This window comes from Streptomyces sp. KM273126, assembly GCF_004337435.2.
GTDB lineage: Bacteria > Actinomycetota > Actinomycetes > Streptomycetales > Streptomycetaceae > Streptomyces > Streptomyces acidicola.
Genome location: NZ_SJXB02000002.1, coordinates 1,335,351 through 1,354,137, shown reverse-complemented (window position 1 = coordinate 1,354,137; position 18,787 = coordinate 1,335,351). Strand labels below are relative to the sequence as shown.

Below are 18,787 nucleotides of genomic sequence, written 5' to 3'. Positions count from 1 at the left end.
GCGGACGTCGAACGCAGCGCGGGACCAGGAATCTCCTGGTCCCGCGCTGCCGTGTGTCCGACAGGTTTCGCCCGGCCCACTCCTTTTGCCAAGGGTTAACCCCACCCTCTTGACGGCTCCATGACGCCGTTCTCAATATGTCTCTCATCGCGCAACCCATCGTGTACTGCGCAACAGCAGAGGAGCCTGTCGTGCCCCACGAGGTCCGTGCCGTAGTCGCTGTCAAAAGGGGCGCACCCGTTGAGGTGCGGACGATCGTCGTCCCCGATCCCGGTCCAGGAGAGGTGCTCGTCACCGTCCAGGCCTGCGGGGTCTGCCACACCGACCTCCACTACCGGGAGGGCGCGATCACCGACGACTTCCCGTTCCTGCTGGGGCACGAGGCGGCCGGCACGATCGAAGCGGTCGGCGAGGGCGTCACCGACCTCAAGCCAGGCGACTACGTGGTCCTGGCCTGGCGCGCCCCCTGTGGCAGCTGTCGCTCCTGTCGCCGCGGCCGCCCCTGGTACTGCTTCGACTCCCGCAACGCCACCCAGCCGATGACGCTCCTCGACGGCACCCCGCTCACCAACGCGCTCGGCATCGGCGCCTTCGCCGAGAAGACCCTGGTCGCGGCCGGTCAGGCGGTGAGGATCAACGCGGCGGCCCGCCCGGAGGCCGCGGGTCTCATCGGCTGCGGAGTGATGGCCGGATACGGCGCCGCGGTCAACACGGGCCAGGTGGGGCGCGGCGACTCGGTCGCCGTCATCGGCTGCGGCGGCGTCGGCAACGCGGCCATCGCGGGTGCCTGCCTGAACGGCGCCATGAAGGTCATCGCCGTCGACATCGACGACAAGAAGCTCGACCAGGCGGAGAAGTTCGGCGCCACGCACACCGTCAACTCCCGTGGTACGGACCCGGTCGAGGCGGTCCGCGCGCTCACCGACGGCTTCGGCGTCGACATCGCGATCGACGCGGTGGGCCGCCCCGAGACGTTCAAGCAGGCGTTCTCCATGCGTGACCACGCGGGCCTGCTCGTCCAGGTCGGCGTCCCCTCGCCGGACATGAAGGTCGAACTCCCGCTGATCGACGTGTTCTCACGCGGCGGCGCCATCAAGTCGTCCTGGTACGGGGACTGTCTGCCGAGCCGCGACTTCCCGTTCCTGATCGACCAGTACCTGTACGGGCTGCTGGACCTCAACGCGTTCGTCAGCGAGACGATCACCCTCGACCAGGTCGAGGAGGCGTTCACGAAGATGCACCGGGGCGAGGTGCTGCGGTCGGTGGTGGTCCTGTGACGGGGAGGGGCCCGGTCCGCGTCGAACGGGTCGTCACCTCGGGGACGTTCAGCCTCGACGGCGAGACCTTCGACGTCGACGACAACGTCCGGCTCGTCGGCGACGACGCGGTGTTCACCGGGGACGCCCTCTTCCACGGTGGCCCGGGCGCCACCGGCCGCTCGTACCCGGACCGTCCCACCACCGAGGCCTCCCTCCGCGAGCGGCTCCTCACGCTGCCCGGTGACAGCGTCGTCCACACCAGGCACGGCCAGGACACGACGATCGCCGCCGAGCGCCACCACGTTCCCGCCGCCTGAGCGACTCCCCAGCGCCTTCACTCCCCACCCCGGCAAGGAGGGGCATGTCCAGCACGCCCGAAAACGGCTCCGCTCCCGGAACCGGCTCCGCTCCCGAGAACAGCTCCGCTCCCGAAGCCCGCCCGCCCGGCCCCAAGGTCGTCATCGTCGGTGCCGGCATCGTCGGCTGCTCCCTGGCCGACGAGCTGACCGCCCGCGGGTGGACCGACGTCACCGTGCTCGAACAGGGGCCCCTGCCCGCCCCGGGCGGCTCCACCTCACACGCGCCAGGCCTCGTCTTCCAGACCAGCCCGTCCAAAACGCTCGCCGCGTTCGCCAAGTACACCGTCGAGAAGTTCGGCTCGCTCGAAGTGGACGGAGTCTCCTGCTTCAACCAGGTCGGCGGCCTGGAACTGGCGACCACCCCCGAGCGCCTGGCCGAGCTGCACCGCCGGGCCGGCTACGCCGCCTCCTGGGGCATCCGCGGCGAGGTCGTGAGCGCGGCCCGCTGCAAGGAGCTCTGGCCGCTCATCGACGAGTCGCTCGTCCTGGGCGGCTTCCACACCCCCGACGACGGTCTGGCCCGCGCGCTCCTCGCGGCCCGCGCGCAGGAGGAACGGGCGACCGGCCGCGGCGCCCGCTTCCTGGACCGCCACACGGTCACCGGCATCGAGCAGCAGAACGGCAAGGTCACCGCGGTCGTCACCGATCGGGGCACCTTCCCCGCCGACCGCGTCGTCTCGGCGGCCGGCTTCTGGGGCCCGGTCATCGGCCGTATGGCCGGAGTCGACGTACCGCTCCAGCCGCTCGCGCACCAGTACGCGAAGACACAACCGCTCCCCGAGTTGGCCGGGGCCGCGGCCGAAGCCTCGAAGCCGATCCTCCGCTTCCAGGACCGCGACCTCTACTTCCGGGAGCACCACGACCGTATCGGCATCGGCTCCTACGCCCACCAGCCCCTCCCCGTCGACCCGTTCGCGGTCCTCGCCTACGACGAGGCCAGGGCCCAGAGCATGGACATGCCCTCTTCGTTCCCCTTCACCGAGGACGACTGGGCTCCCAGCTGGGACGACTGCCGCCGGCTGATGCCGACCCTGCGCGGGTCCGGGATCGAGGAGGGCTTCAACGGTGTCTTCTCCTTCACCCCGGACGGCATGCCGGTCCTCGGCGAGTCCCGGACGCTGAGGGGCTTCTGGCTGGCCGAGGCCGTGTGGGTCACCCACTCCGCCGGGGCCGCCAGGGCCGTGGCCGAGTGGATGGTCGACGGACGCCCCTCCATCGACGTGCACGAATGCGACCTCGCCCGCTTCGAGGACGCCCAGCGCTCACCGTCGTACGTCCGCGAGCGCGGCTGCCGGCAGTTCGTCGAGGTGTACGACGTCCTGCACCCCCTCCAGCCGATGGAGGACCCGCGCCCGCTGCGCGTCAGCCCCTTTCACGCCCGGCAGCAGGAGCTCGGCGCCTTCTTCCTGGAGGGCGGCGGCTGGGAGCGCCCGCACTGGTACGAGGCGAACGCCCCGCTCGTGGACACGCTCGAAGGGCTCCCCGAACGGGACACCTGGTCGGCCCGCTACTGGTCACCGATCGCGGCGGCCGAGGCGAAGGCCACACGCGAGAAGGTCGCGCTGTACGACATGACGCCGCTGCGCCGCCTGGAGGTCACCGGCCCGGGTGCCCTCGCCTTCCTCGACCGCATGACCAGCAACAACCTCCGCAAGAAGCCCGGCGCCGTCACCTACACCCTGCTCCTGGACGAGACGGGCGGCGTGCGCTCGGACCTGACCGTGGCCCGGCTGGCCCCGGACCGTTTCCAGGTGGGCGCCAACTCCCCGGCCGACCTCGACTGGCTCCTCCGGCACGCGCCTGACGACGTTCATCTGAGGGACATCACCTCCGGCACCTGCTGCATCGGCGTCTGGGGACCGCTCGCCCGGGAACTCGTGCAGCCGCTGACCCGCGACGACTTCTCCCACGAGGGCTTCGGCTACTTCCGCGCGAAGGAGACATACATCGGGCATGTCCCGGTCACCGCGATGCGCCTGAGTTATGTCGGCGAGCTCGGCTGGGAGCTGTACACCAGCGCGGACCTGGGCCTGCGCCTGTGGGACACGCTCTGGGAGGCGGGCCGGGAGCACGGCGTGGTCGCGGCGGGGCGTTCGGCCTTCAACTCCCTGCGGCTGGAGAAGGGTTACCGCGCCTGGGGCGTCGACATGACCGACGAGCACAACCCGTACGAGGCGGGCCTCGGTTTCGCCGTCCGCATGGACAAGAACGGCTTCGTGGGGCAGGAGGCACTGCGGGACCGGCCCGACGCGCCCCGCAGGCTCACCCCGCTCCTCCTCGACGACCCCGCCTCCGTCGTCCTCGGCAAGGAACCCGTCCACGTGGACGGCGCTCCCGTCGGGTACGTCACCAGCGCGTCGTACGGCTACACGCTGGGCCGCTGTATCGCGTACGCCTGGCTGCCCCCGCTCGCCACCGGGACGACCGTGCACATCGAGTACTTCGGCGAGAAGGTCCCCGCGACCGTCGCCGAAGAGCCCCTCTTCGACCCGAAGATGACCCGGATCCGCCGGTAGGAGGCCCCTGATGTCCCCCAGTTACGACGTGATCGTGGTCGGTCTCGGCGGCATGGGCAGTGCCGCCGCCCACCATCTGTCGGCGCGCGGTGCCCGCGTGCTCGGCCTGGAGAAGTTCGGCCCGGTGCACAACCGCGGCTCCAGCCACGGCGGTTCACGGGTCACCCGGCAGTCCTACTTCGAGGACCCGGCGTACGTCCCGCTGCTGCTGCGCGCGTACGAGCTGTACGAGGAGGTCGAGCGCGCGACCGGCCGGGACATCGCCGTCCTGTGCGGTGGCGTGATGATCGGGCGCCCGGACTCCCGGACCGTCTCCGGCTCCGTGCGCTCCGCCCAGCAGTGGGACCTGCCGCACGAGATGCTGGACGCGGCCGAGATCCGCCGCCGCTTCCCGACGCTCACGCCCCAGGACTACGAGGTCGCGCTCTACGAGAAGAAGGCCGGCCTGGTCCGCCCCGAGAACATGGTCGCCGCCCACCTCCAGCTGGCCACCCGGCAGGGCGCAGACCTGCACTTCGAGGAGCCGATGGTCCGCTGGGAACGGTACCGGGACGGTGTGCGCGTCCACACCGCCGAGAACACGTACACAGCCGGCCAGTTGGTGATCTGCCCGGGCGCGTGGGCGCCGCGGCTGCTCACCGATCTCGGGGTGCCGTTCACGATCGAGCGGCAGGTCATGTACTGGTTCCAGCCGCGGGGCGGTGTCGGCCCGTTCGTGCCCGAGAACCACCCCGTCTACATCTGGGAGGACGCGGAGGGAGTCCAGGTCTACGGTTTCCCGTCCATCGACGGGCCCGACCTCGGCGCCAAGGTCGCCTTCTTCCGCAAGGGAGAGGTCACCACTCCCGAGACCATCGACCGGACGGTCCACGATCACGAGGTCCGGGCCATGGCGGACCATATGTCGCGCTGCATCCCGGACCTCCCCGGCGCCTTCCTCAAGGCCGCCACCTGTATGTACTCCAACACCCCCGACGAGCACTTCGTCATCTCCCGCCACCCCGCGCACCCGGAGTCGGTGACCGTGGCGTGCGGGTTCTCCGGGCACGGCTTCAAGTTCGTGCCCGTGGTCGGGGAGATCGTCGCCGATCTCGCCCTGACCGGCACCACCGCCCACCCGATCGGCTTGTTCGACCCCACCCGCCTCGCCGCCGCGCCCGCCTGAGGAGTACGCACGTGACGACGACCCCCGCCCCCGAGAGCCCGCTCGTCCCCGGGACCCCGGTCGCAGCCCAGAGCCCGGTCACCACCGAGAGCCCGGTCACCACCGCGATTCCGGCCGTCCCGCACCAGCTCCCGGCGAGCCTGATCGCGACGCTGCCGGGTCACTACTACACCGCCCCGGACATCTTCCGGCAGGAGCAGGAACGTCTCTTCGAGTCGCTGTGGTTCTGCGCGATCCGCTCCGCGGACCTCGCCGGGCCGGGCGCCTTCCGGACCGTGCAGGTCGGCCGGGAGAACGTCCTGATCACCCGCTCCCGCACGGGCGAACTGCGCGCCTTCCTGAACATCTGCCGCCATCGCGGGGCCCGGCTGTGCATGGAGGAGGCCGGCGAGGTCCGGCGCGCCCTCCAGTGCCCGTACCACGCTTGGACGTACGACCTCGACGGCAGGCTGGTGGCCGCCCCGAACCTGGTCAAGATGCCGGACGTGGACCGGGTCGAGTTCGGCCTGGTCAAGGTCGCGCTGCGGGAGTGGCTCGGCTACGCCTGGGTGTGCCTGGCCGACGAGCCGCCCTCCTTCGAGGAGACGGTGACGGGCGCGGCCGTGGAGCGGCTCGGCGACGCGGCGGCCATCGAGCACTACGGCACCGAGAACCTCGCCCTCGGCAAGCGCATCGTCTACGACGTGAAGGCGAACTGGAAGCTGATCGTCGAGAACTTCATGGAGTGCTACCACTGCGCGACGATCCATCCCGAACTCACCGATGTCCTCCCGGAGTTCGCGGAGGGGTACGCGGCCCAGTACTACGTGGGCCACGGCGCCGAGTTCGGCGAGGACATCCAGGGCTTCACGGTCGACGGCAGCGAGGGCTTCGCGAAGCTGCCCGCCCTTGCCGACGACCAGGACCGCCGCTACTACGCGATCACGGTGAAGCCGACGGTCTTCATCAACCTCGTCCCGGACCACGTCATCCTGCACCGCATGTTCCCGATGGCCGAGGACCGCACGGTCGTCGAGTGCGACTGGCTGTACGCGCCGGAGGTCGTCGAGTCCGGTGTGGATGTGACGAAGTCGGTGGAACTGTTCCACCGGGTCAACGCCCAGGACTTCGCGGCGTGTGAGCGGACGCAGCCCGCCATGGCGTCCCGTGCGTACCGGAAGGGCGGTGTGCTGGTGCCCAGCGAGCACCACATCGGGACCTTCCACGAGTGGCTGATCCGGAAGCTGGGAGGCGACGATGCCTGAGCCGTACGACACCCTGGGAGGCGGCAGTGCCGGACCTGTTCGTTGACGACAGTTGGGTGGGCGCTCTCGACGGGCGCACCCGGGAGATCCGCTGTCCCGCCGACGGATCGCTCGTCGCCGTCGTCGACGAGGTCGTACGCCGGACCAGGGAGATCCGGCTCGGCGGCCGTTCGACGAGCGGGCACAGACCGGGCCGCTGATCTCAGCGGAGCACCGCGCGAAGGTCGAGGCGTACGTCGCCAGGGGCCTGGAGGAGGGCGCGGTCCTGCGGTGCGGGGGCGCGCGTCCGGAAGGGCTCGACGAGGGGTAACTACTATCCGCCGACCGTCCTGGACGAGTGCGACGGCTCGATGTCCGTGGTCCAGGAGGCATCGTTCGGGCCGGTGCTGACCGTGGAGCGGTTCAGTGGCGAGGACGAGGCGGTGCGGGCTGGCCAACGCCACCGTCTACGGTCTCGCGGGCGCCGTCTGGACCACCGACGAGGCGAAGACACAGCGGGGGTGGCCCGGCTGCGGATCGGCACGATCTGGATCAACGAGTACCACCCGTACGTCCCGCAGGCCGAGTGGGGTGGGTTCAAGCAGTCCGGCTTCGGTCGCGAACTGAGGCCGTCGGGGGCTCGCCGAGTACCGCGAGGCGAAGGACATCTGGCGGAACACCGACCCCTCGCCGCAGGGTTGGTTCGCCCAACCCTCGCTCAACTCTTCGTAACAATCCGCCAATTGGCCTCGCGGACCACCAGGAGCCCCGCGTAGAACCCCTTCATTGATCACGGCGCCCGCACGAGCCGCTCCCCCTCCCTCCTCCAGGAGTCAGCTCATGACGACAACCGATCACCCAAGAGGCCCACGGGGCCAGGACGACGCCGAACTCGCCGAGTTCGGTTACCGGCCCGAACTGAAGCGCACCCTCGGCAACTTCCACACCTTCGCCGCCGGCATCAGCTACATCTCCATCCTGACCGGCACCTTCCAGCTGTTCTACTTCGGCTACGGCAGCGGCGGCCCCGCCTACTGGTGGTCGTGGCCGATGGTCTTCGCCGGCCAGTTCATGGTCGCGCTCTGCTTCGCCGAGCTGGCCGCCCGCTACCCGGTGGCGGGCTCCGTCTACAACTGGTCGAAGAAAATAGGCAACCCGCACCTGGGCTGGCTCGCGGGCTGGATGATGCTGATCGCCTCGATCGTGTCCATCTCGGCGGTGGCGCTCGCCTACCAGCTGACGCTGCCGCAGATCTCCGACGTGTTCCAGATCGTCGGGGACGGCACCGGCACGTACGACGTCGCGACGAACGCGGTGATCCTGGCCGCCGTGCTGATCCTGTTCACCACGCTGGTGAACGCCTTCGGCGTCAAGCTGATGGCCACCATCAACACGGCGGGCGTCTTCATCGAACTCATCGCCACAGTCGTCCTGATCGTGCTGTTCGCCGTGCACATCACGCGCGGTCCGCAGGTGGTCATGGAGACGAACGGCACCGGCGCGGGTTACGGCGCCGGGTACCTGGGCGCGTTCCTCGTGGCCTCGCTCGCGTCCGCGTACGTCATGTACGGCTTCGACACCGCCGCCTCGCTCGGCGAGGAGTCCCTGGACCCGACCCGCAACGCACCACGCGCGATCATCCGGGCCATCGTCGCCTCCTTCGTACTCGGCGGGCTGATCCTGCTGCTGGCCCTGATGAGCGTCTCCAGCCTGAAGGGCGAGAAGCTGTCCACGGACGGCCTGCAGTACGTCGTGCTCGACGTGCTCGGTCCGACGGCCGGCAAGGCGATGCTGTGGTGCGTGCTGATCGCGGTCACGGTCTGCGCCCTGGCCGTCCACACGGCCGCGGTCCGGCTGGCGTTCGCCATGGCCCGCGACAACAACCTGCCCGCGTCCTCACGGCTGGCCAAGTGCCACCCGCGCTTCCAGACGCCGGTGCTGCCGACCGTGATCATCGGGCTCCTGGCGCTGGCGATCCTCGTGGTCAACATCCGCCAGCCGCAGATCTTCACGGTCGTCACCAGCATCGGCATCATCATGATCTACCTCGCCTACCTGGGCGTCACCGTGCCGATGCTGCTGGCCCGGCTGCGCGGGACGTGGCAGCCGGCGGGCGACGGCCGGTTCTCGCTGGGCCGCTGGGGTCTGCTCGTCAACGTCCTGGCCGTGGTGTGGGGGGCGGCCATGACCCTCAACCTGATCTGGCCCCGGGCCTCGGTCTACAACGCGACCGCCCCGTTCCACTGGTACCTGCGATGGGGTGCGGTCCTGTTCGTCGCGATCATCGCGGGCGGCGGCTTCGCCTACTACTGGTTCGTGCAGCGGCACAGGACCGGCGTGCTGGCGGAGCACCGGCTTCAGGGCGACGTGGCCCCGGCTGTCCCGCCCGCCGCCTCGCCGACGACCGACTGATGGCAGGGCTACTCAAGGAGGTCGATTCCCCGGTGCAGGCAGACGAATTCGACTACGTCGTGGTCGGCGGCGGCACCGCGGGCAACGTGGTAGCGGCCCGGCTCTCCGAGGACCCGTCCGTCACCGTGTGCGTCCTGGAGGCGGGGCCCAGCGACGTCGGCGACGACGCCATCCTCAGACTGGACCGCTGGATGGGCCTGCTGGAGTCCGGCTACGACTGGGACTATCCGGTCGAGCCACAGGCCGGCGGCAACAGCTTCATGCGGCACGCCCGCGCCAAGGTGCTCGGCGGCTGCTCCTCCCACAACTCCTGCATCGCCTTCTGGGCACCCGCCGAGGACCTCGACGGCTGGGCGGCGGCGGGCTGTACGGGCTGGAGCGCCGCCGACATCTTCCCGCTCTACCGGCGGCTGGAGAACAACGACGCGCCCGGCGCACACCACGGCCGTACGGGCCCCGTGAGGCTGCGCACCCTGAAGGGCGACGATCCGTGCGGCACCGCCCTGCTGGAGGCATGCGCCCAGGCCGGCATCCCGACCACGGCGTTCAACACCGGACGGACCGTGATCCGGGGCGCCAACTGGTTCCAGATCAACTCCGACGAGAACAACATCCGCCAGTCCTCCTCGGTGGCGTACCTCCACCCGGTCATGGACAAGCGGCCCAACCTGGACGTACGGACCGGGGTGCGCGCCAAGAAGCTGGTGCTTCAGGGCCGCCGGTGCGTGGGCGCCGAGTACCTGGACCCGGACCTGATCCACAGCCGGACGGTACGGGCGCGGCGCGAGGTCATCGTCTCCTGCGGCGCGATCGACACCCCGAAGCTGCTGATGCTGTCGGGCATCGGTCCCGCCGAGCACCTGCGCGAGGTGGGCGTCGAGGTCGTCGTGGACTCCGCGGGCGTCGGCGAGAACCTCCAGGACCACCCCGAGGGCGTGATCATGTGGGAGGCCCGCCGGCCGATGACCACCACGTCCAGCCAGTGGTGGGAGGCGGGCATCTTCTACGACACCGAACCGGGCCTCGACCGGCCCGACCTGATGTTCCACTACGGCTCGGTGCCGTTCGACATGAACACCGCACGGCACGGCTACCCGACCTCGGAGAACGCGTTCTGCCTCACGCCGAACGTGACGCGTGCGCGGTCGAGGGGGACGGTGCGGTTGCGTACCCGCGACTACCGGGACAAGCCGAGGGTCGACCCGCGGTACTTCACTCACGAGCACGATGTGCGGGTGATGACGTACGGGCTTCGTCTGGCGCGTAGCATCGCCGGGCAGCCCGCGCTGAGCGGCTGGGCGGGCGCCGAACTGGCTCCCGGGCCGGACGTGCGGACCGACGAGGAGCTGCTCGACTACATCCGCAAGACCCACAACACCGTCTACCACCCGTCCTGCACCGTGAGGATGGGTGCGGACGACGACGCCTCGGCCCCGCTCGACACGCGGCTGCGCGTCAAGGGGGTCGAGGGTCTGCGGGTCGCGGACGGGTCGGTGATGCCGGATCTCGTCACGGTCAATCCGTGCATCACGACGATGATGATCGGCGAGAAGTGCGCGGATCTGCTGAAAGCCGACGCCTGAGGCCGACGTGGATCACGGGGCGCCGGCCGGGCGTTTGTACATCCTCGTCGCCGTGATCTCGCTGTGTACCGCCTCTCCTGCCCGGGGCTGCTCCGGCAGTCCCGGGCGGAGGTGCTCCTCCACCCGGATGTACTTGAGGCCGGCGCGCAGGTCGGCGTCGTTGCGGAGACGGATGACCAGCGGGAACTCGGCCAGCGCGGTCGTGTCGAAGAGTCCCGTGGTGTAGAGGAGCTGGACACCCAGCGCGTCCGACACCGCCCGCTGGAGCTCCAGCAGATACGTCGCGTTCGCCCGCCCGATCGGGTTGTCCAGGAACAGCGTGCCCGCGTGCCGGTGCTTGTCGCGGCCCCGGTCATTGCTGCGCAGCGCGGCCATCGTGCAGTAGAGGGCGATGGCGGCCGTGAGCAGCTGGCCACCCGAGAACACGTCTCCCATCTGGCCGACGGGCACGCGCTCGGCACGCAGCACGGCGTCCGGCTTGAGGATCTCGACGGCGACGCCCTTGGGCTGGAGGGCCGCGCCGACCCCTCTGAGCAGCAGGGACATACCGTCGCGGCGCAGGTCGGAGTTCTTCTTGACGGCGGCGCGGGTGGCCTCGTCGATGACCTCGCCGAGCCGTTCGGTGAGGGTGGCCTGGTCGGGCTCCTCGAAGCGGATGCGCAGGAACTCCTGTCCCGACCATTCGCCGAGCCCCTCGGGGAGCCGGGACAGCCGCTGGGCGGACCGGAGGGTGGCCAGGGCCGACTCCACCAGGCCCCGCAACCGGTCCACGATCGAGTCCCGGTTGCGCTCCAGCTGCTCCAGCTCGTCCGTGAGGACCCGGAGCCGGGGCGCGAAGGCGTCCGCCCACTTCTGCGCGTGCTCGGGCAGCGCGGACGCGGGCAGCTCACGGATCTGCTGGCGGGCGGGCGTACGGACCTGCTCGTAGCGCGTGGAGTTGGCATGCCGTACGAGGATGTCGCCGGCCTCGCGCACGGCGGCCTCGGCGGCGGACAGGTCGGCGGCGCAGCCGCGCAGCGAGCGCCGGGCTTCGGCAGCGGCCCTGCGAGCCTCTTCGGGGCCGCCGGGGTACGGCTCGGGCTGCTCCTGCTCCTCGTCGCTCGCGTGCTCACGGAGGAGGTCGCGGAGCAGGGCGGCCGTCTCGTCGAAGCCGCCGGCCGCGTCCTCGGCGGCGCGGTGGGCGTCGAGCAGTTCGGCATGGGCCTCGCGGGCCTGCGCCAACGCCTCGGTGTGAGAGGCGAGTTCGGCGGTGGCGGTGCGCAGCAGGGCCTGGGCGTGGTCGGCGTCGCGCGGGACCAGCTCCTCGGGCGGCTCGGTGTGTGCCTCGCCGTCCTCGGGCGCGTGCCGCTCGGCCTCGCCACGCAACCGGCCGAGTTGCTCGCTCGCGGTGGACATGCGGGTCTCCAGGAGCTGCACGAGCTCCTCCGCGCGCGCGGCGGCCGCCTGCCGGGAGGGACCGTCGGAGCCGTCGGGCGACTGAAGCAGTTGCTCGGCGCGGTTGCGGACCTTGTTGCTGAGCCGGTCGAGGTCCGTGCGCGCGGCGCTCTCGTCGCTCTCCGCCCGGGCCTGCTCGGCCCGCAGATCGGCGCCGACGCCGACCTTCTCGTACACCTGGGAAGCGGCGCGGTACGCCTCGCGCAGGGCGGGCAGGGACGCCTCCGGCGCGCCCGTGCCGTCGTCCGGTACGTCGTCGGGGGCGCCCGCGATCTCGGCGCGCTCGGCGCGCAGGGCGCGCGCCGTACGGCGGGCGTCGTCGGCGCCGCGCTGGGCGGCGCGGCGGTCCTCGTCGGCGGCGCGGGCGCGCTCCAGGCAGACCTGGGCGCGGGTCTCCGACTCGGCGGCCTCGTCGGCGAGTTCGCGCACCTTGACCTGCCAGCCGGAGCGCTCGCGCAGCCGGTAGGCGAGTCCGGCGAGGGCGTCGGCGGAGCGCCGGGCCTTCTGCGCGGCCTCCTGCCGCTCGTCGCGCACCTGGGCGGCCTCGGCGGCGGCTTCCTCGGCCTCGGCTCGCGCGGTGCGCGCCTCGGCGAGCTCTGCCTCGGACTCCTCGGCGAACGCTCGCGTGTCCCGGGCGGCCGTGGCGAGCTCGGTGAGCCGTCCGGCCGGGCATCCCGTGCGCCAGGAGGCGAGCCGTGCCGCCAGTTCCCGGTCCTTGCCGAGCCGTGCCGCGAGGGTGCGGATCTCCTCGTCCCGCTCGGTCGCCCGCGCGCGCAGTGCCTGCCGCTCCTCGTCGGCGGCGTGCTCGTCGTGCATGGCCGGGTTCGGCGGGACGAGGAAGACGCCGAAGACGCCGCTGGGCTCGTCGTCGAGCGCCGGGGTCGGCGCGAGCAGTGCGGCAGCGGTGCCGACGGCCACCGCGGACCTCGGCAGCAGGGCCGCGTCGGAGAGCGCCGCGCGGGCCCGGGCGTGTGAGTCCGGGTCGGTGATGATCACACCGTCGACGAGCTCCGGCCGCGCGGCCAGCACGCGCGCGTGATCGGTGGGGTCGACGGCCTGGGCGAGGTAGCGCCAGCCGGGCAGCGCGGGGATGCCGTGCTCACCGAGGAACTCGACGGTGGCCAGCACGTCCGGGCCCGGCGGCAGCAGCCCGCCGTCGCCGAGGGCGCCGAGGATCCGGGCGTCGTCGGCTGCGGCGGTCCGCAGCTCGAAGAGGTGGCGCTCGGCGGAGGCGACGTTCTCGTCGAGGAGTTCGCGGAGGTCGTCGGCGCAGCGGTCCAGCTCCTCGGGGGTGAGCGGCCCTTCGCCGGTGACGCGGGACTCGGTGCCCGTGGGATCCACGGTCGTCGCGTCGTCGCGCCGCGGCCGGGGTACCGGCTTGCGCACGCCCTTTCCGCCGCCGAGACCCAACAGCTCCGCCAGCCGTTCCTCCCCCGCGAGCGTCTCGGCGGTGCGGCGCTCCGCGGCGTACGCTCGCTCCGCGGCGGTCGCCGCGTCCGCGGCACGGGCCGCGGTCAGCTCGGCCCGCGATTCGGTGGCGGCCGCTTCCCGGGCACGCTCGGAGGCGCGGCGGGAGGCCTCGCGCGCGGTGTCCCAGGCGGCGACGGCCGTCTTCTCGGCGTCGCTCGCCGCGAGCGCGGCCCGCGCGGGATCCGCGTCCGGCGCGCTGTCGTCGAGCCAGCCCGCGCGTACGGCCTCGGCGGTCTCCTGCTCGACCTCGGTGAGCCGCTGCCGCAGGTGCCCGGCCTCACTGCGGGCGCGCTGGGCCTCGGTGGCGGCCGCGGTCGAGTCGCGGTACGCGGCCTCGCCCATCTCCTGGAGCGCGGCGGACCGCTCCTCCCCCTCGTTGGCCAGGGTCTCGGCGCTCTCGGCGGCGCCGTGCAGGGCGCGTACGAGGTCGACGGCGGCCTTGGCGCGGGCGGCGAGCGCCGGGGCCGCGTCCCGCTCGGCCTCCCGGATCGCGGCGGCCACGCGCGCGACCCGGTCGGCGGCCGCGCGGTGGCGCAGCACGGCCTCGGCGGCCTGCCAGGCGGAGTGGAGCGTACGGGCGTCGGCGAGCTCACGCTTCTGCGCCGCCGCGGCCTTCTCGGCGGCGGCGAGTGCCAACGATGCGTGCCGGTAGGCGAGTTCTGCCGCGATCAGGGCGCTGCGCTCGCGGGCGCTCTCGGCATGCGTGACCGCGTACGCGGCGGCGGTGACCCGCTGGGCGAGGTCGGCGCCCCTCAGGCGCTCCTGGGCTGCCCGTGCGGACAGGCGCCGCGCCAGCGTCCGGGTCCTTCGCTCGGCGCCGGCGTGGATGTCCCGCGCGCGTGACCTCGCCCCGGCCGCGTCCACGATCCGGCCGAGCAGGTCCACGGAACCCGCCGTGAAGTCCCGCTCGGCGATCAGCTCGGCCCGCCGGCCCAGCTTGTTGCCGAAGCCGCCGACCAGGTCCGCGAGCCCGTCGGTGTCGCGGGTGTCGGTCACGGCCCGCAGCAGCAGGTCGGTGAAGTCAGAGTCCTTCTTGACCGCGAAGAGGCCGGCGGCCTCGCCCTCGTCGGCGTTCATCTCGCGCTGGTACCGGAAGAGTTCGGGGTCGAGACCGAGCTCCGTCAGGTGCTCGTTCCAGCGGTCGTGGATCTCTTCCCAGTGCGCCTCGAGATGCGGGTACGCCTTGGCCGCCTCCATGAGGGCGTCCCGGAAGCCCTTCATGGTCCGACGCCGGCCCTTCGCGCCCGACTGCCCCTCGACGGGCGGCCGTACGGCGGTGGACTCGGCGACGGGCAGGTTGTCCAGGCTGAGTCCGGGACCTGGCCGGAAGGAGTACCAGGCTTCGGCGAACTTCCGCGGATCGCTGGAGACCTGCCGCCCCCGCCACTCGCTCACCTTACCGACCACGACACACTCACCGGTCAGCGTGTGCTGCCACTCCAGGGCGACGTGCCCGCAGTCGTCGGCGAGCAGGAACTTGCGCAGCACACCCGAGCTGGCGCCACCGAGCGTGTTCCGGTGGCCCGGAAGCATCACCGAGAAGATCAGCTTGAGGAGCACCGACTTGCCGCCGCCGTTCTCCAGGAAGAGCACCCCCGCGGGCGCCGGACGGCGTGGTGGCCCGGTGGGCTCCTCCTCGAAGAACTCCGCCTGCTGGGGTGCTGGGTCGGGCACGGGCCGGCCCACACCCCGCAGGTCCAGCACGGTGTCGGCGTAGCGCGCACCGGCAGGCCCGATGGAGTAGAGGCGGACCCGGGACAGCTCGTACATGGCGGCGGAACTCTCGCAGTCGTAACGGTGGTTCGTGGGGTCAGGAGTGGAACGGCAGCCCGGCGTCGGCCACCAGCTCCAGGTCGTCGGTGTCCTCGGCGGGCAGCAGTGTCGCCGTGCCGTCGGTCACCGGGACGACGCCCAGCTCCAGCAGCTCGGCCATGGCGGCGCTGCCCGCCATGTCGCGCACCTGGAGCTGGTAGCGGGCGGTCGTCCGGTACGTCCCGCCGTTGTCGTCGCCGGTCCGCTGCAGGAACCCGGAGTCGGTGAGGAACGCGACGGCCTTGCCGACGATGCCCGTGGTCGAACCCGCCAGTCTGCGTGCGTCCTTGGTCGCCCCGGTGGCACTGCGTCTGACCCAGATCCGCCAGGCCGCCTCCAGCCCCGGCGCGTCCGTGGCGGGGTCGGTGTTCTCCCCCTGTTCCTCGGCCCGCTCCTCCAGCCGCCGGCAGGCCTGCCGTACGAACGCGTCGACGCCGTTGACCGAGATGCGTCCGATGTACCCGTCGTCGGCCAGATCCTCCGGACGCGGGAACGCCAGGGTGGCTACGGCGAGATGGGCCAGCCCGTGCAGGAAGCGATCGCCTGCGTCGGCCGACGTCCGGCGCGCGTAGTCCCCCATGCGCACGGCGAACACGGAGTCCTCGGCCGCGGTGACGGCCATCCCCGCGCGCGGGGACACCTCCAGGACGACCAGTCCCAGGCCGGCGGCCACGGCGTCGGCGAGCCGGGCGAACGGCGGGTCCTCCCGGTACCGCCGCAGCAGCTCTCCGTACTGCTGGTCACGGGCGGGCTGGAGCTTCGGCTGCAGCCCGAACGCCACGAGCCGGGCCGCGTCGGCGGCGTCGGCGGGGGTGACGGCGGCGGTCGCCGGAGCGGCGACGGCTTCCGGCTCACTCCACTCGACGTGCTCGGTCACGGTTGGGGCTCCTTGGTCTCACGTACCTGACATACGAGGGCGAGGGCACGCGCCCTCAAAGGGGCGCGGGGCTGTGACATATGCGGCTCCGCCGCGTGGGCGCGAGCGACCACGGTCAACCCGCGGCCAGAGAACGTCCCGCTCCACCCCGGCCCTCTCAGCGGAGCGTTCACGCTGCCTCCGTCCTGTCCGCCGCCATCCCCACCGCGTCCAGCAGAGCCGTCCCCACGATCAGATCCGCCCCGCCGAACTCGGGGTCGTCCAGCTCGGTTCCGTCGTCCACGGCGAACAGCAGCTTCTCCTCGCCCTGCCTATACGCGGTACCGACTGGCGGGCTGGCCGCGTGCACGGCCAGCAGAGCGACCAGATAAGGCAGTTCGGGATCCTGGCGGCGCGCGTCCAGCAGGAGCCCGGACAGCCGCCGGGGCGCATCCGCGGGCAGGTCGAGCAGCTCCATGGCCGCTGCCAGCTGCTCCTCGCTGAACCGGCTGTCGTCCGGCGTGGCGATGAGGTCGGGCTCGGGCATCTCCGCACCGAGGTGCTCCCGCTCCACCGGCGGGGTCAGCAGCAGATCGACGAGGTCCGTGAGGCGTACGGAGGCCCGCGTACGGAATCCCGTGCCGCGCGCGAAGAACGCGTCCGTGACGCGGACCGCATGCTCCAGCGGGAGCGGCAGGACGGGTGCGACCAGGTGCCCGTACAGGTCTATCCCCGACGTGGTCAGGGGCGTGGCGAAGGCCTGCCGGTCCTGTTCGGCGCGGAAGAGCGGGCCGGCTTCCAGCAGGCGGGACTGCAACTGCGTATGACGGCGGATGCAGTCCTTCACGATGTCGACGAGCTCGGCGGCGCGCCGCTTGTGCTCGGGGTCCTCGGTCTCGTCGCGGGCCTTGCGGATGTTGGTGAGGATCGCGTTCTCGTGGCGGTAGCGGTCGGCCACGTGGTCGAGGGCCTCGGCGATCATGTCCGGGACGGTCTGGAGCCAGTCGACCGCGCGTACGTTGCGCCGTGTGGCGTCCAGTGCCCTGCGCAGGGTCTCCGAGTACTGCACGGTCCGGTAGCGGGCCTGCTCGGCGGCGAGCTGGGCGTCGGCGAGGCGGCCGCGGTTGATCAGGACCTCCAGCTTGACCTCGGCGGCGATCTGCGCGCTGGTGACGTCGGTGTCGAGGGCGCCGACGAGGACGTTGACGGCTTCGTCGGTGGTACGGAGGTAGACACCGCCCCCGTAGCCGGGGACCTCCTCGATCAGCTTGAAGTCGTAGTCGCGGCGCACATACGTGCCGTCGGGTGCGAACGTGCCGTACACGGCCCGGAATCCGCGGTCCACGCTGCCCACGTTGATCAGGTTCTCCAGGACCCAGCGGGCGACGCGCTCGTGCTCGGTGACGGGGCGCTGCGGGGCCTGGGCGGCGATGCGCGGGATGAGGCGGGCGACGATCTGGTCGTGGTCCGCGCCCGTGTCGAAGTCCATGTTCAGCGTGACCAGGTCGATGGCGGCGAGGGCGACCTCCGCCATGCCGTACACCGAGTACTCACCGGCGAGGCCGGCCTTGCGCGCGTCGAGGTCGTGCAGCGGCGCGGTGCAGGCGAGCGCGCGCAGCCGCCGCGCCAGTCCCTCGTCGGCGGCCGGGCCCGGAGCGGGGCGCGGCCCCGCGCTGAGCTGGGGCGGAACACGGTCCGTCGATGCAGGCGAAGTCACGGTGCACAGACTAGGTCCTGGGTCTGACAACAACGGAAACGCTCTGCTGGGAAAGCCGGGGAACTGCGGGTTTGTCGTCAGGGTGCGGGCCGTCGGCGGTCAATCGCGCCCACGCGGCGGAGCCGCACATCGACACCGCGCCGCGCCCCTTTCCGACACGCCCCCCCACGTTCATCCGACCACGTTCATCCGATCCCCTGTGCTCCGTCCGCCACCCTCCGCCCGTACACCTCGACCAGCCCCTTGCGTGAGTCGTCGAGGTACACCGCGAGGAGATTTTCGGCCTCGTCGCGCTCACCCGCCTGGAGGGTCTGGAGGATCTGCCTGTTACGCGCCAGGTACGGCTCGTGGAGTCGGCGCGGGTCGTCCACCACGTGGAAGGCCAGCCGGAGTTCGGCGAAGACGCTGCGCATGAGTTCGTCGGTGCGTTCGCTGCCGGCGAGGGCGACCAGCTCCCGGTGGAAGTGGATGTTGGCGGTGGACACCCCTTTCCAGTCACCCTCGTGTGCCGCCCTCTGCCCGTCCGCGACGGCGTTGGCCGGCCCCTCCACGGCGTACGGCGGTGCGCCGAGACCGCGGACGACGGCGCACTCGACGATACTCCGGACGCGGTAGATGTCCTCGACGTCCTCGACGGTCAGGACCCGGACGAAGACGCCGCGGTTGAGCTCGTGCACCAGCAGCCGTTCGTGGGTGAGCAGGCGGAACGCCTCGCGGAGCGTGTTGCGGGAGACCCCGAGCGCGCCGCCGATGCCGTCCTCGGACAGCCGCGTCCCGGGCGGGAAGAACCCCTCGGCTATACGGCTCCGGAGGATGTCCGAAACCCGCTCGGCGGTGCTGGTACGGCCCAACAGCGCACGGTCGTCGGCCAGTCCCGTCAGTTCTGCCATGTCCCGGATTCAATCGCAGATACATGAACGAAACAACACGGGTATTGAGGGATCGTTCAACGATCCTCTACCTTGCTGGGAACGCACCTCG

The 18,787-nt window shown here is 71.6% G+C and carries 12 protein-coding genes and 1 pseudogene; 9 read left to right on the top strand and 4 right to left on the bottom strand.

The annotated features are described in order from the left end of the window. Positions 1-191 precede the first annotated feature (191 nt). The 9 genes and pseudogenes from E0500_RS36555 (at position 192) to E0500_RS36520 (ending at position 10,517) form a co-directional block, all read left to right on the top strand. A complete protein-coding gene (locus tag E0500_RS36555; RefSeq protein ID WP_131564027.1) occupies positions 192-1,277 on the top strand; it encodes an S-(hydroxymethyl)mycothiol dehydrogenase in 1,086 nt (361 codons plus the stop codon). After that, positions 1,274-1,576: an MBL fold metallo-hydrolase gene (locus tag E0500_RS36550; RefSeq protein ID WP_131564026.1), complete on the top strand. Its 303-nt coding sequence runs from the start codon at positions 1,274-1,276 to the stop codon at positions 1,574-1,576. Before E0500_RS36555 ends, E0500_RS36550 begins: the two co-directional genes overlap by 4 nt. Positions 1,577-1,620: 44 nt before the next feature. Next, positions 1,621-4,134 carry an FAD-dependent oxidoreductase gene (locus tag E0500_RS36545; protein ID WP_131564025.1) on the top strand — a complete coding sequence of 838 codons (2,514 nt, stop codon included), beginning with the start codon at positions 1,621-1,623 and terminating at the stop codon, positions 4,132-4,134. 10 nt (positions 4,135-4,144) lie between these two features. After that, positions 4,145-5,299 (top strand): N-methyl-L-tryptophan oxidase, encoded by a 1,155-nt coding sequence (solA, locus tag E0500_RS36540; RefSeq protein ID WP_181587350.1) that lies wholly within the window; start codon positions 4,145-4,147, stop codon positions 5,297-5,299. Positions 5,300-5,406: 107 nt separating this feature from the next. Beyond that, on the top strand, positions 5,407-6,543 hold the full coding sequence (locus E0500_RS36535; RefSeq protein WP_131562395.1) for an aromatic ring-hydroxylating dioxygenase subunit alpha: 1,137 nt from the start codon (positions 5,407-5,409) through the stop codon (positions 6,541-6,543). A gap of 26 nt (positions 6,544-6,569) precedes the next feature. Next, positions 6,570-6,743 carry a hypothetical protein gene (locus tag E0500_RS45615; RefSeq protein WP_399121083.1) on the top strand — a complete coding sequence of 58 codons (174 nt, stop codon included), beginning with the start codon at positions 6,570-6,572 and terminating at the stop codon, positions 6,741-6,743. Next, positions 6,740-7,298: pseudogene (locus E0500_RS36530) on the top strand (aldehyde dehydrogenase family protein). The gene E0500_RS45615 and the pseudogene E0500_RS36530 overlap by 4 nt, the downstream one beginning before the upstream one ends. A 64-nt stretch (positions 7,299-7,362) precedes the next feature. Continuing rightward, positions 7,363-8,934 (top strand): APC family permease, encoded by a 1,572-nt coding sequence (locus E0500_RS36525; RefSeq protein WP_131562388.1) that lies wholly within the window; start codon positions 7,363-7,365, stop codon positions 8,932-8,934. A gap of 32 nt (positions 8,935-8,966) precedes the next feature. Beyond that, positions 8,967-10,517, top strand: a complete 1,551-nt coding sequence (locus tag E0500_RS36520; RefSeq protein WP_131562386.1) for a GMC family oxidoreductase — start codon at positions 8,967-8,969, stop codon at positions 10,515-10,517. Positions 10,518-10,529: 12 nt separating this feature from the next. Here the strand turns inward: E0500_RS36520 and E0500_RS36515 are convergent, their stop codons facing one another. The 4 genes from E0500_RS36515 to E0500_RS36500 all read right to left on the bottom strand — a co-directional run bounded on the left by E0500_RS36515 (position 10,530) and on the right by E0500_RS36500 (position 18,696). After that, the gene (locus E0500_RS36515) at positions 10,530-15,191 is read right to left on the bottom strand and encodes a hypothetical protein (protein ID WP_131562384.1); all 4,662 of its coding nucleotides are present in this window, start codon (positions 15,189-15,191) and stop codon (positions 10,530-10,532) included. A 40-nt stretch (positions 15,192-15,231) separates the two neighbouring features. Beyond that, entirely contained in the window at positions 15,232-16,110 is an 879-nt protein-coding gene (locus E0500_RS36510; RefSeq protein WP_131562382.1) for a hypothetical protein, read from the bottom strand. Between the two features lie 169 nt (positions 16,111-16,279). Continuing rightward, positions 16,280-17,806: a hypothetical protein gene (locus E0500_RS36505; RefSeq protein WP_131562380.1), complete on the bottom strand. Its 1,527-nt coding sequence runs from the start codon at positions 17,804-17,806 to the stop codon at positions 16,280-16,282. A gap of 185 nt (positions 17,807-17,991) precedes the next feature. Next, on the bottom strand, positions 17,992-18,696 hold the full coding sequence (locus tag E0500_RS36500; RefSeq protein WP_131562378.1) for a GntR family transcriptional regulator: 705 nt from the start codon (positions 18,694-18,696) through the stop codon (positions 17,992-17,994). Between the last annotated feature and the right edge of the window lie 91 nt (positions 18,697-18,787).

Excerpts from the sequence above, each read along its gene's own strand:
- solA (WP_181587350.1), top strand. The coding sequence starts at position 4,145 with ATGTCCCCCAGTTACGACGTGATCGTGGTCGGTCTCGGCGGCATGGGC.
- E0500_RS36500 (WP_131562378.1), bottom strand. The coding sequence starts at position 18,696 with ATGGCAGAACTGACGGGACTGGCCGACGACCGTGCGCTGTTGGGCCGT.
- E0500_RS36545 (WP_131564025.1), top strand. The coding sequence starts at position 1,621 with ATGTCCAGCACGCCCGAAAACGGCTCCGCTCCCGGAACCGGCTCCGCT.
- E0500_RS36515 (WP_131562384.1), bottom strand. The coding sequence starts at position 15,191 with ATGTACGAGCTGTCCCGGGTCCGCCTCTACTCCATCGGGCCTGCCGGT.
- E0500_RS36525 (WP_131562388.1), top strand. The coding sequence starts at position 7,363 with ATGACGACAACCGATCACCCAAGAGGCCCACGGGGCCAGGACGACGCC.